General features: G+C 51.1%; 8 protein-coding genes. 7 read left to right on the top strand and 1 reads right to left on the bottom strand.

What is annotated here, in order from left to right; genetic code table 11:
• Window positions 1–84: 84 nt before the first annotated feature.
• Genes BLX24_RS00585 through BLX24_RS00575 form a run of 3 tightly spaced genes read left to right on the top strand, consistent with a single transcriptional unit; the run spans window position 85 to window position 5,760 of the window.
• Window positions 85–3,594: a sensor histidine kinase gene (locus tag BLX24_RS00585; RefSeq protein WP_177225750.1), complete on the top strand. Its 3,510-nt coding sequence runs from the start codon at window positions 85–87 to the stop codon at window positions 3,592–3,594.
• 44 nt (window positions 3,595–3,638) lie between these two features.
• The gene (locus tag BLX24_RS00580) at window positions 3,639–4,535 is read left to right on the top strand and encodes a sensor histidine kinase (RefSeq protein ID WP_071501147.1); all 897 of its coding nucleotides are present in this window, start codon (window positions 3,639–3,641) and stop codon (window positions 4,533–4,535) included.
• Between the two features lie 52 nt (window positions 4,536–4,587).
• Window positions 4,588–5,760, top strand: coding sequence for a PP2C family protein-serine/threonine phosphatase (locus BLX24_RS00575; protein ID WP_071501146.1), 1,173 nt, complete (start codon window positions 4,588–4,590; stop codon window positions 5,758–5,760).
• Window positions 5,761–5,809: 49 nt separating this feature from the next.
• Here the strand turns inward: BLX24_RS00575 and BLX24_RS00570 are convergent, their stop codons facing one another.
• Window positions 5,810–6,349, bottom strand: a complete 540-nt coding sequence (locus BLX24_RS00570; protein ID WP_071501748.1) for a DUF502 domain-containing protein — start codon at window positions 6,347–6,349, stop codon at window positions 5,810–5,812.
• A gap of 84 nt (window positions 6,350–6,433) precedes the next feature.
• On the opposite strand from BLX24_RS00570, the gene BLX24_RS00565 reads away from it, so the two are divergent.
• From BLX24_RS00565 to BLX24_RS00550, 4 genes are all read left to right on the top strand, one after another.
• A complete protein-coding gene (locus BLX24_RS00565) occupies window positions 6,434–7,501 on the top strand; it encodes an Ldh family oxidoreductase (protein ID WP_071501747.1) in 1,068 nt (355 codons plus the stop codon).
• Window positions 7,502–7,711: 210 nt separating this feature from the next.
• Window positions 7,712–9,166 carry a circularly permuted type 2 ATP-grasp protein gene (locus tag BLX24_RS00560; RefSeq protein WP_071501746.1) on the top strand — a complete coding sequence of 485 codons (1,455 nt, stop codon included), beginning with the start codon at window positions 7,712–7,714 and terminating at the stop codon, window positions 9,164–9,166.
• A gap of 207 nt (window positions 9,167–9,373) precedes the next feature.
• Window positions 9,374–10,354, top strand: a complete 981-nt coding sequence (locus BLX24_RS00555; protein WP_083421729.1) for a glycosyltransferase family 2 protein — start codon at window positions 9,374–9,376, stop codon at window positions 10,352–10,354.
• Window positions 10,355–10,415: 61 nt separating this feature from the next.
• Window positions 10,416–13,325 carry a T9SS type B sorting domain-containing protein gene (locus BLX24_RS00550; RefSeq protein ID WP_071501145.1) on the top strand — a complete coding sequence of 970 codons (2,910 nt, stop codon included), beginning with the start codon at window positions 10,416–10,418 and terminating at the stop codon, window positions 13,323–13,325.
• Window positions 13,326–13,430: the final 105 nt, after the last annotated feature.

Raw genomic sequence — 13,430 nt, 5'->3', positions numbered from 1 at the left:
TTACCTTTTATCAAAATATATTCGTCTCTTGATTACAAAGCACATACGCAGAACTTTGCCATCACACAGGATAAACGGGGCTTAATGTATTTCGGAAATTTTGCCGGTGTACTGGAATATGACGGCCAAAACTGGCAGCTTATCCCGACAAATTCACGGGTTACGGCCTTGCATACAGATAGCACCGGAAAAATATTTGTCGGTACCAGTTCTGAATTCGGCTATCTTGATATGAACAAGCAAGGTGAGCTTTTTTTCAATAGCCTAACTGAATTACCTGCGTCAACGACACAACGGTTAAGCAAATTTCTGGAATTGAACGGTAGTGTTTATTTTTTTACAGAAAACACCATTTACAGTTATAATCTAAAAAACAAAAAACTCAGCCGCCGGTCTATCGCGTTTACCATTCAGAATGCCTTTCTGTCGAACCGCCATATTTTTGTACAAACTACCGACAATATTCTGTTACAGTATGACAACGGTTTGACTATACCGTTGTCAGGCAGCAGTAAAATTCCGGACAAGGTTATAGCCATGTTTCCCTCAGGCCAGCAGGAACACTTGCTGATTACGCGGAATTCAGGGTTGTATAAGATCACGGGGGCGTCTGTTATTCCTTACATTCAGCAGAAGCTATTTACCGGATTAAGCAAAGCTGCCGACGCCGGTAATAACGAGTTCATGCTCTGGTCAACGGACAACGGTATGCTAACCATAAACCGGTTCGGCAGCATCATAGCACAGGCAGAAACCGGCCCGCAATTACAGAATGAGTCTGTAAATGACTTTTTCCGCGACCGTGCAGGCAATATGTGGCTGGCCATGGATAATGGTCTTGCGCTGGTCAACACCGCGTCGCCCCTGAGCGTTATCGATGTTTCTCAGAAAGGTATTGTCAATGATATGCTCCGGTTTAACGGACGGCTTTTTGTTGCCACCACAAAAGGACTTTATGTAGCCGGAAACGCGGCGTTAAAACCGGTATTGCTGAGCGGATGCTGGTCTTTGCAGGCCTCCGGCAATATGCTCTATGTCGCAACAGCCACCGGTGTATACAGCATCAACGGAACGGCGGTCAGCCGGCTTAGTACCGATTATTCATTCGCGGTAAGAGCCTCTGCCGTTACACCGGGACTGCTGTATGTGGGCGCAGAAAACAGCCTGCAGCTCATTCGCTCCAAACCAGCTACATCAGTAAAGGTACCGGTTCCCGATAATGTAGTATCGCTGCTGGAAGAAGCTTCCGGCCGTTTATGGATACAGACCCTCCGTCATGGCCTTTATAGTTATTCGCCTGCCACGCGGGCACTAACCAGTTATGGAATCAGCAAAGGCTTACAGACCGATATCGGCAATCAACTCTGGCAAAGCCGGTTCGGATTACTGGTGTATAATGCCAAAGGAATTTTCCGGTATGACGCCAAAACCGATAGCTTCGGGCCATTTTCTGTCGGTTTGTTTGGTTCGGCAGACGAAAAATGGTTTAGCCACATTGACGAACAGACAAACGGTGATCTGTGGACAGTCAGCGGTGATGAAAAGCAGATTAGTTTATTCAAAAAAACGGGCAATACCTACACCGTTCTCCGAAAGCCATTCTCCCCGTTAAATGATCTGAATATCCGGTCCGTTTATCCCGACGGGCAGGCCTCTGTCTGGTTTGGCGGGATTGGCGGGCTCGTTCATTTTGACAAAACCCGGACGCAACATGACACCCTGTTATTTACGACACTTATCCGGGGTATTTCGGTCACTGAAGACAGTACAAAGAGTATCTATAACGGAAGACCGGACAGTACGGCGGCGTCCGTTAATGCAGCGACATTTAAGTCAAATTTCAACGGGCTGACAATCCGGTTTTCTGCGCCGGTATATTCGCCGTTTGGCGAAATTCAGTACCAGTATTTTCTCGAAGGCCTGGACGACCGGCCGTCGGACTGGACATCTCAGACGAGCAAAGATTACAGCAAACTGCCGTATGGCTCGTATGTTTTTCATGTAAAAGCCAGAGACATTTATGGCAACGAAGGGCAGGAAAGCACCTTTACATTTACCATAAAAACACCGTTTTATTTAACATGGTGGGCTTATTTAATCTACATTATTGCCGCCTTATTTTTACTTTCATTTCTAATCCGTCGGCGGCTGAAACGGGCCGAAAAAGAACGGCGGTTACTGGAAAATATCGTAAATGAGCGGACCGAAGAAGTTGTTGAGCAAAAAGAAGTACTGGAGCGGCAATCGGAAGAACTTGCCAATAAAAACGATCAGCTAGAAAAGATTGATGTGATTGTTCAGGCGATCAATACCGAACTGGATTCGGCCAACCTGTTCCAGACCATTCTCAGCCGGTTCACCGTGATCCGGAACATGGATAGTGCCACCGTCCTGGTTTTCGATCAGGAATCCGAAGCGTTTCGTTTCAAGGCGTTACGGGGCAGCCGTGAACTCGCCTATGTGGCATCGGTACAACTGACACCGGAGCAGGCCCGCAAACGCTACATTGACGGGGCCGAAGAAGTTTTCGAAGACATTTACGTCAAAAACAACCCCGAATTTGAACCGCTGGGCAATGCCATCGACGACCTCTTTACGCCTAAATCACTGTTAGTCATTGCCATTGTCAACGAAGACCGGATTGAAGGATATATTACTCTCGAAAACAACATCCGGCCTAATGCCTTTGATCAGCGCGATCTTTCGATGATCAGACACCTGAAGGAGCACTTAATTGCGGCTTATATCAAGACCCGCCTGCTGGAGAACCTTGAGATCACGCTGAAAAATCTGAAAAACACCCAGGACGAATTAATCAGACAAGAGAAACTCGCTTCCGTCGGCCAACTCACCAAAGGCATTGTCGACCGCATCCTGAATCCGATCAATTACGTTACCAACTTTTCTGAATCATCCGACGCCGTTCTGGATGAAATGATCAGTAATGTAGAAACCAATTCAACCGGTTTATCTGAAGAACAACTTGAAGATTTACTCTTTGAATTGAATATGCTTAAAAACAATTCAAAGAAAATTATTGAGCACGGGAACAGTACTACGCGGATCCTGAAAGACATGCAGAAACTGCTGAAAGAAAAGTCAAATGATTTTATCGAGGCCGAGTTTAACAGTTTTATCGAAAACCGGATAAAAACTACCTATACAGAACTCAAAAGCGAATACGCCGGACTACCGGTTAACCTTGTCTTAAATACAGTACAGAAACAGACCAAAGTCCATATTCTGCCGTTTGAACTTTCGCAGGCAATCAGCAATGTAATTAATAATGCATTTTATACACTTTCCGAAAAAAACAAGACAGCAAAAGGCTTTGCGCCTGAAATAACTATCTCAACCCGCGTAGAGGATCAGTTTGTTTTTGTATCGATCCGGGATAATGGGAAAGGCATTCCACCGCGCGATTTAGAACGTTTATTCAGCCCGTTTTTCACCACAAAACCAACGTCGAAAGGCACGGGGCTCGGCCTGTTTATGACAAAAGATATCATTCAGATTCACAAAGGCAAAATCAATATCCAATCTAAAGAAGGTGAGTTCACGGAAATTTATATGGCATTGCCCATCGTTTCCTGACAACAGGCTGGTAAAGCAATATCCGGACTTTTAACGTTATCGCTATGGAACCCCCTAAACAAAACACAAATACCGGAAACGACGGTGCCGCTGTTTCCACACCCATCCTGACCGCGTCCCAATCGGAAATTGACATGTTGCAGGATCGGGTGCGTGAACTCGACCGGCTGGCGTCTATCGGCCAGCTGACGGCCGGGATTCTGCATGAGATTAAAAACCCCCTGAATTTTATCAATAATTACGCTCAGATTTCTGTTGAACTCGCCGAGGAAGCCGAACGGATTGTCAACGGACTGCCGGAAAGCCCGAACCCCGATGAAAAGGATGAGCTTACGATGCTCGTTGGCCGGCTGCATTCCAACGTCTCACGGATCGAAGAAAACGGAGCACGGGCCCAGCGGATTATTCAGGGAATGCTGGCACAGGTCCGCGTTGATGAGATTCACTTTGAAGCCACGAATCTGAACACGCTGGTCGAAGAGTTTTCCAAGCTAGCCTATCAGGGTGTCCGCGCGGGTGATACAGACTTTAACCTGTCCTTTGTCTTCCGGCTCGATCCGGAGGTAGGCATGGTCCATATTGCCCCGTATGAGTTCAACCGCGTTATCCTGAATCTGGTTTTAAACGCCTGCTACGCCCTGAATGAGCGCCGGAAGCGTGAAGGGAAAGCGTATAAACCAACGCTGACCATCTCCACCGCACGCCAGTCTGACTCCGTGTCTGTGACGATACGCGATAACGGCGATGGCATTCCGGAAGAGGTTAAAGCCAAACTGTTTACGCCCTTTTTCACTACCAAACCAGTCGGTAAGGGAACGGGACTCGGGCTGACCCTCAGCCGTGATATTATCCGGCAGATTCACCACGGCGATCTGACCCTCGAAACCGTACCCGGGGAGTATACTGAATTTGTTATTCAACTTCCCTGCCAACCGAAATAAACAGAAACTTACCTGAACTGATCAGTCTCTAACAAAAAAATAATTAACCATCATGGCTATCAAGATCCTTAGTGTAGATGATGAAGAGGATATGGAAATGCTGATTGAGCAGCGATTCTGGAAACAGATCCGTGACAAGAAATTTCAGTTCATTTATGCCCGCAACGGACTGGAAGCACTCGACATGCTCGATTCGCACAAAGACATTCAACTGGTGCTGTCGGATATTAACATGCCGGAAATGGACGGACTTACGTTTCTGAGCGAACTGAATACCCGCACCGTCCCGAGCCTGAAAACGGTGATGGTATCGGCCCACGGCGACATGGACAATATCCGGACGGCCATGAACCGCGGTGCGTTCGACTTTGTGACCAAGCCGATCAATTTTAAAGACCTCGAAATTACCATCAACAAGACCGTCGACCATATCGAGATGCTGATCCGGACCCAGAAGGAACACGATCAGCTGGTTTCAATTCAGAATGACCTGACCATTGCCCAGGACATACAACAGTCGATGCTGCCGAAGATTTTCCCGCCCTTCCCCCATCGCACGGATTTCGATCTGCATGGCTTCCTGAAAGCGGCCAAACTCGTCGGCGGGGATTTGTTCGATTACTTCCTGATCGACGAAAACCAGCTGTTTTTCATCATCGGCGATGTATCGGATAAAGGTGTCCCGGCATCGCTGTTTATGGCCATTACCAAAGCCCTGTTTAACAGTCACTTTACCAATCCGAACTGCGGAACGATCTGCGACGAGGTAAACCGGATTAATGCGTTCCTGAGCCGCGAAAATGACGCCATGATGTTTGTCACCGCTTTTGTCGGGATTCTGAACCTGACCACGGGCGAAGTCGAATACATCGATGCCGGTCATGAGCCACCGCTCATTCTCCGCAAGGGGAAAGACAGTGAGATCCTCAAAAAGAAAGGGGGCCTGGCACTCTGTATTGATGGCAGCTTTTCCTACGTTTCAGGCACGTTTAGGCTGGAGCCGGGGGATGCCCTCTTCCTCTATACCGACGGCGTACCTGACGCCAACAACCTCACCGGTGAGCGTTACGGTATTCAGCGGGTCCGCGAACTGCTCAGGCCGGTTGCAGATACCGCCTCGCCGCAGCAAATCAATACCATGGTTCTTGAGAGTCTGCAAACCTTTATCGGTGAAGCCGCTCAGTTTGACGACATTACGGCACTGACTATCCGGTATTTCGGATAGGTGCCGGAAAATACCCCGGACGTCAGCCATCCTGGCTGACGTCCTTTTTTTACGCTGCGACCCCGCCCGATACAATCAGCTTCATGGCATCAGCGCTCGACATCGATAACAGGGAAACGTTTTCGGCGGGCACGATAAACAATTCGCCTGAAAAAGCGTAGGAGTGCGGGAAATAAACCGCAACGTGCCCTTTAATGCCGAGGTGGTTCAGGTCAGCCTGCGTAATAAATCCCAGCTTTTTCAGCTCCGACTGCCGGTTTACAACCACCAGCACCGGCTGATTAAATTTCTTTTTATCCCCGACAAAGGCTGAGATCAGGTCTTTCAGCGAAAAATAAATCAGCCGGACCAGGGGCAGATGCTTGATAGACCCCTCGAACAGGGTCAGTACAGAGTTGGGGATAACGGTTGATACCAGCACGCCCACCCCCAGAATAATCCCGAAAACAATCAGTAAGCCAATGCCTGGAATCTGTGTGGGCACTAATCCGTCAACCCAGATAAAAATACTGTAGAGAACCCAGATGGTCAGGCCAATGGGGGCAACAGCCAGGAGGCCCCGGCCAAAATAGGTAAGAAACCGACTCATAATGGCGGCAAGTGAATGAATGATCAGCAGTAAACATAACCTCAAACTGACAACTAAAATTCATTTTTGTGGTATTTTGCCGCCATGATTCAGGCAAATACACTCCGAAATTTTACCGAACAGGTTTTCCTGTCGATTGGCTGTCCGGATGCCGATGCACGGCTGGCAGCCGATGTACTGGTCAGTGCCGACCTCCGTGGGGTGGATTCCCACGGCGTAGCCCGGCTACCGGGTTATGTGCGGTTATACGACCACGGCCGCTTAAATCCGACACCGGACATCCGCATCGTGCACGAATCTCCGTCAACGGCCGTTATCGACGGCGACCGCGGGCTGGGCCTTGTGGTTGGGCCGTGGGCCATGCAGGTGGCCATTGAAAAAGCCCGTGTGGCCGGTACCGGCTGGGTGGCGGTCCGCAACTCCAATCACTTCGGCATTGCGGGCTACCATGCCATGCTGGCCGTTGAGCACGATATGATCGGGCAGGCCATGACCCATGCAGCCCCGCTGGTGGCGCCTACGTTTTCACTCGATAAACTGCTGGGGACGAATCCTATCGCCGTGGCCATTCCGGCCATGACCGAACCGCCGTTCCTGGCCGATTTCGCCTCAACGGCCGTTGCTTATGGTAAGCTGGAGATTTTACAGCGCAAAGGGCAATCGGCCCCGTCGGGCTGGGCCCAGGATGCCGAAGGGCAGCCGACCACCGATGCCAACGCGGTCCGTAACGGCGGTGCGCTGCTGCCCCTCGGCTCCGACCGCGAACACGGCAGTCACAAGGGATACGGACTCGGGGCGATTGTAGACATTTTCTCCGGTGTGCTGTCGGGAGCCAATTACGGGCCGTGGGTGCCGCCGTTTGCCACTGCCGGTTTTATGTCGGCCAGCGAAGGAGTCGGCATTGGCACCGGTCATTTTTTTGGTGCCATGCGTATTGATGCCTTCCGGCCGGCCGATGCCTTCAAACAGCACATGGATACCTGGATTCAGCGGTTCCGCAGCGCCAAAGCCGTTGACGGGCATCGGGTACTGATTCCCGGCGATCCGGAGCGTGAAATGGAAGCAGAGCGTCTTGCCAACGGAATTCCCGTACTCGATCCGGTTATCAGAAGTCTGGAAGAACTGGGCGACCGGTTTGGTATAAAGCTGTAGGTTGTATCCTGAAATAGTGCTACATGCCCCGGGTAGCCGAAAATTTTCAACAGCTTTTACTGCTTCATTGCCAGCGGGTAAGGTAGCCGACGGAGCTGCGGCGGAAAAATCGTTTTAAAGAAAATTTCACAAAATTCATTTTTCTCCATATATTGTTCCGAAAAAACCGACCGTATGATACAGTTTCAATCGCAGGGCAGCGGTTTTACCATGCAAAACCAGGGCCAGACCAACAAGAACTTTTCCTTCTCGGACTATTTAACAGAAGGCTTCTATGACGAGATGTTTGACGCAAACGGGCAAGTTCGTGCAGGGTATGAAGTATTCCGTCAGCGGTGTGAAACGTTAACGCCTGAAGAACTGCTCCGCCGGCAGCAAGCCGCCGAACGGGCACTGATGGCCATGGGGATTACGTTCAATGTTTACTCGGAAGGCGAAGGCACCGAACGCATTATGCCGATTGATATCATTCCCCGCATTGTCGATGCCATGGAATGGAATCAGCTGGAGCGTGGGCTTATTCAGCGCATTAAGGCGCTGAACCTGTTTATCCACGATGTTTATAACGCGCAGAATATCCTGAACGACGGCGTTGTTCCCCGCGATCTGATCGAGTCGAGTAAGTGTTTCCTGAAACCTTGTATTGGCCTCAAACCACCCAAAGATATCTGGTGCCACATTACCGGAACGGACCTTATCCGGGGCGACGACGGGCAGTGGATGGTACTCGAAGATAACCTTCGCTGTCCGTCCGGCGTATCGTATATGCTGGAAAACAGAGAATTAAGCAAGCAAACCTTCCCCGAGTCACTGGCCCGGACAGGTGTGCGGCCGGTATCCGATTACCCGACGCGGCTGCTGCAGATGCTCACCCACATTGCCGACCGGCCCAACCCGACGGTGGTGGTCCTTACGCCGGGGATCTATAACTCGGCTTATTTCGAGCACTCCTATCTGGCCCAGCAAATGGGTGTCGAACTGGTCGACGCCCGCGACCTGGTGGTGTCGGGTGGCTACGTAAGAATGCGGACGACGAAAGGCTTTCAGATCGTCGACGTTATTTACCGCCGCCTTGATGATACGTTCCTCGATCCGCAGGTTTTCAATCCGGATTCGCTCCTGGGCGTCCCAGGCATCTTTGATGTATTCAGGAAAGGACGTGTGGCACTTGCCAACGCCCCGGGTACCGGTGTAGCCGACGATAAGGTAATCTATGCCTATGTGCCACGGATTATTAAATATTACCTGGGCGAAGAACCCATCATCCAGAACGTCAGAACCTACATCTGCGGAGAAGAGGAAGACTGCCAGTATGTGCTCGACAACATCGAGCAGCTCGTGGTTAAGGAAGCCAACGAAGCCGGTGGCTACGGCATGCTGATTGGCCCGAAAGCGTCGAAGGAAGATCATGAGCTGTTCCGCCAGAAAATAAAGGAAAACCCGCGCAACTATATTGCCCAGCCCACCATCTCCCTGTCGCGTGTGCCGTGCCTGGTGGGTGAACATGCCGAAGGCCGCCACGTTGATTTGCGCCCGTACATCCTGTATGGCGATGACATCAACGTGATTCCCGGCGGGCTGACCCGTGTGGCGCTCCGCAAGGGATCCCTGGTGGTGAACTCCTCGCAGGGCGGCGGCGGCAAAGATACGTGGGTCCTTTACTAAAAACCGGATTTTCTGTTACCCTTATACCTATCTGCTACCTTAATTGTTACCATTCGCCGACCCTCTCTTTTCCTGAAAAGAGAGGGTCGGCTTTTTTCTGAAATCCGTAACACAGGATAAAAGTGGCCGGACTTGGGGCCGTATTCTGCTATCCTGTAAAGCCTTCTTCCTATCTTTGCCTCCTATTCTTACAAAATTGATTGCATTTTGATCGACGTCAGCATTATTATTGTCAACTACAAAACACCTCAACTAATTAACAACTGCTTACAGTCTGTCTACACCTACACCAAAGGTGTTACCTTTGAGGTTATTATTGTCGACAATAACTCACAGGACCAAAGCCGTGAGATGGTATGCGCTCATTTTCCGGATGTTAACTGGATTGACATGGGCTATAATGCAGGTTTCTCCCGAGCCAATAATCTGGGCATGGATCACGCCAAAGGCCGTTATCTGATGCTGTTAAATTCAGATACGCTGATGGTCGAAAATCTGCTGGCCCGCTTTGTTAATGTGCTGGATCAGCAAGCCGACGTAGCCGCCGTCGGAGCCATGCAAATCAACCGGGACGGACAGGTTCACTACGATATTTTTGACACGTTCGGAAAAATCCGCCGGTACTTCTACATCATCCCGCAGCATCCGTTTTTCCAGAAGCTGCTCTATAAATTTGTCCCCGATACGGTTTATGCCGACCCCAATCAGGTCGACTGGCTGTCTGGTGCCTGCATCATGACCCGCCCGTCGACGGTTGCTAAAGCCGGCAAACTGGATGAGAGCTTTTTCATGTACGGCGAAGATGTCGAATGGGGATACCGGCTGGGCAAGCAAGGCCGTTTACTGATGTTACGCGATGCCTTCGTGGTTCACCTTGAGTTTGGCAGCAGCGAGGAGTACCGGCAGCACTTAGTCACGCATATCAACCGCTTCAAAACACAGGCTCAGGTATCAAATCTGCTCTGGATACGCAAACAGTACGGTATCGGTGCCTATCTTTTCCTGATTCTGCACTACATGTTGATGGTACCGGTGGTTTTTATTTGGAAAATCACCGTAAATCTGCGAAATAGGGATTCCTTATTGTCGGGGCTGGACAACCAGAAAGAATTTGCCAGCCAGGTGGGTGTCTTTCTGCGGTTCCTGCCCGAAACTTTATTAAACCGAAAGGGATTTTATAAAGTTTGAGAGAGATTGAAATACAGTTTTCTGCCTGTTCCACGTTGATAGGTTACTGACGTACATTTATATGAAATCGAAATATACCTCATGGTTGGTCGTTACCCTGCTTCTGCTGGGTGCCTTGTGGCCGACGCTATCCCACGCTACCCACGTACGGGCCGGTGAAATTACAACCCGGCGTGTCGGCACCAACCCCCTTACGTACGAAATCACCCTGATCACCTACTTTGACGAAGTCCGGGGCGCCGAAGCCAGCCGTCAGACCACCGAGGTGGAAATCTGTTTCGGAGACGGTAACTCCCGGATGGTGGGACGTATCTCTCAGGTAAAGATCAACGGCGGTACCTCATCCATCAATATTTACCGGACAACCTATACCTACTCCGGTCCGGGTTTATATCAGATTTCTGCCTATATCGAAAACCGGAATGCCCAGACTATCAATATTAATAACGGAAATTCTGATAACATTACGTTCTGGATCAGAACGTCTCTGAATATCATTGCCGGCCTCGGCCTGAATAGTTCGCCTGTGTTGCTGAACCCACCGCTTGACTCTGCCCGTGTCGGTCAGAAATTCTGCCATAACCCGGCAGCCTTTGATCAGGATGGTGATAGCCTGGCGTACAAAATGGCCATTCCGCAGCAAGGCCCGCGCAACAACCACTGCCGTGGTATCGACGTTACGGCCTATCGTGATCCTGCCCGGGGAATTGATCCGAACGCGCAGAATGAGCTGAAAAACGGTCCGGCTACCTTATCTATTGACCCGTATACCGGTAGTTTGTGCTGGGATGCTCCGGCTGTCGCCGGTCAGTATAACATTGCTTTTATTATTGAGGAATGGCGCGATGGTGTTCAGATAGGGGAAATTGTCAGGGATATGCAGATTATTGTAGTCGATAACCCGAATAAGCGGCCTCAGCTCATCACACCCAATGACCTCTGCGTCGAAGCCGGTCAGGCGGTTAATCAGGTTATCCGTGCCTGGGATCCGGACAACAACCGTGTTGAGATCTCTGTTTTCGGTGGTATGTTCAACCGGCAACCGGACGGTTCTCAGTACAATCCGCCGATTATTGCAACGCCATACGCCAGATTTACTACACCGACACAACCGCAGAGCGGCACGGCCACCGGCACCCTTTCCTGGACACCGGCCTGCGCGCATATCCGTGATGAACCTTATCAGGTGTTGGTTCGGGTAATCGATTTTCCGGGCCGAAACGCAACCCAGTTAGCTACGCTGGCAACTTTCAACATTCAGGTAATCGGTCCGCGCCCGCAAAACCTGACCGGCCGGCCAACGACATTCGGCTCCAGACGTGCTATCCAGCTGACCTGGAACCCCTATGTCTGCTTCCCGTCGGGTAGCGTTCAGACTGATACCAAAATCATTGTTTACCGCAAAGTGGGATGTCCGTCAGGCCCGATTCCGGCCTGTACGACCGGTATTCCGGCCAATGAAGGGTATGTTGAAATCGGCCGGGTGCCGTCAACGATCTCAACCTTTACAGACACGACCAGCATTCAGCGCGGGGTAAAATACAGCTACCGCGTGGTAGCCCAGTATCCGCTGCCGACGGGTGGATATAGTGTGGCTTCTAACGAATTCTGTCTGGATCTACCCCTCCTGTCGCCGGTCCTGACCAACGTAACGGTCGATTCTACCTACGACACAAAAGGCGTCATTACCGTTCGCTGGACACGGCCGCTGGGCCTGAATCCGGCCGATGGCGGGGCTCCGTTCCAGTATCGCTTGTTCCGGGCAACCGGACAGAACGGCAGCAGCTTCTCGCAGGTGGCCGCCATCACAACTAATCTGTCGCCAACGGCAGCCGATACGGTTTTCCGGGATCGGAACCTGAATACGGTGCAGAATACGTACCGGTATCAGCTGGAGTTTTATTTCACGGATGCATCGGGCCAGCTGGTTCGCTCCGACATTTCGGATCCGGCCAGCAGTGTTCGCCTGACGGCAACCCCCGGCAACCGCCAGATGACATTGACCTGGCAGGCCGCTACGCCGTGGACCAACGACAACCAGACGCACCGCGTTTACCGCAGCCGGACCGGCCCGAACGGTCCATTCAACCGGATTGCCGATGTGCCGGTGCAGGGTGCTTCGACGTATACCTACATCGACCGTGGCGCCGACAATATTCTGGCCGATGGCAATACCAGCCTGTCGGCGTTGAGCCCCGATAGCAGTTATTGCTACCGTGTGGAAACAGTCGGTACCTATGCGGCCACGACGTCAATCAAGGTTGGCTTACTCAATAACTTTTCGCAAGGCGTCTGTGCCAGTGCCGGCGATACCACCCGTCCGTGTGCCCCGAACCTGACGCTGGATCTGCTCGATTGTGCCACACTCGATGCGAAAGCGTTCTGTAATCAGACTACGTTTACCAACAACCTCTCCTGGACCAATCCGGAGCGGGATAGCCGGGGCACTTGTGATCCGCGTATTGCGTCGTACAACATTTATTACAGCCGGTTCAACGATAGTCAGCCGCTGCAGAAGATTGCCAATGTCATTGCTCCGACGACGACTTACCAGCACATGAACCTGACGACGGTGGCAGGCTGCTATTACGTGACCGCCGTTAACCGCGCTGGTTTTGAGAGCACGCCAAGCAACAAGGTCTGCAAGGACGTGTGTCCGGCGTTCCAGATGCCAAACGTCTTTACGCCGAACAACGACGGGAAAAACGACCTGCTGACACCGATGCCATGCCCGGCCTTCGTGTCGACCGTTGACTTCCAGGCCTACAATCGCTGGGGCGCCAAAGTATACGAGACCAGGGACCCGAATATCAACTGGGATGGCAACACCAATGCCGGCCAGCAACTGCCGTCGGGCATCTACTATTACATCGTGACGGTCCGGTTTGCGACCCTCGATCCGAACTCACCACCGGTTATTATCCGGGGCTGGGTGGAGATCATCCGCGAAACAGGTGTTAACGGCGGCTAGTAGTTAAACACAGGATTTATCCGGAGCTGTTGGTAAAACCAACAGCTCTTTTTTTTCTGGTTTTATACTACGCCACGAATTGGGCTGTAGATAGCTGCCAACGCG

It is taken from the genome of Arsenicibacter rosenii, from assembly GCF_001870735.1.
GTDB classification, from domain to species: domain Bacteria; phylum Bacteroidota; class Bacteroidia; order Cytophagales; family Spirosomataceae; genus Arsenicibacter; species Arsenicibacter rosenii.
The sequence above is the reverse complement of the archived record's forward strand: the minus strand, read 5'-3'. Positions and strand labels throughout refer to the sequence as shown.

Coding starts and splice junctions, on each gene's coding strand:
- BLX24_RS00585 (WP_177225750.1), top strand. CDS start 85: ATGTATTTCGGAAATTTTGCCGGTGTACTGGAATATGACGGCCAAAAC.
- BLX24_RS00580 (WP_071501147.1), top strand. CDS start 3,639: ATGGAACCCCCTAAACAAAACACAAATACCGGAAACGACGGTGCCGCT.
- BLX24_RS00575 (WP_071501146.1), top strand. CDS start 4,588: ATGGCTATCAAGATCCTTAGTGTAGATGATGAAGAGGATATGGAAATG.
- BLX24_RS00570 (WP_071501748.1), bottom strand. CDS start 6,349: ATGAGTCGGTTTCTTACCTATTTTGGCCGGGGCCTCCTGGCTGTTGCC.
- BLX24_RS00565 (WP_071501747.1), top strand. CDS start 6,434: ATGATTCAGGCAAATACACTCCGAAATTTTACCGAACAGGTTTTCCTG.
- BLX24_RS00560 (WP_071501746.1), top strand. CDS start 7,712: ATGCAAAACCAGGGCCAGACCAACAAGAACTTTTCCTTCTCGGACTAT.
- BLX24_RS00550 (WP_071501145.1), top strand. CDS start 10,416: ATGAAATCGAAATATACCTCATGGTTGGTCGTTACCCTGCTTCTGCTG.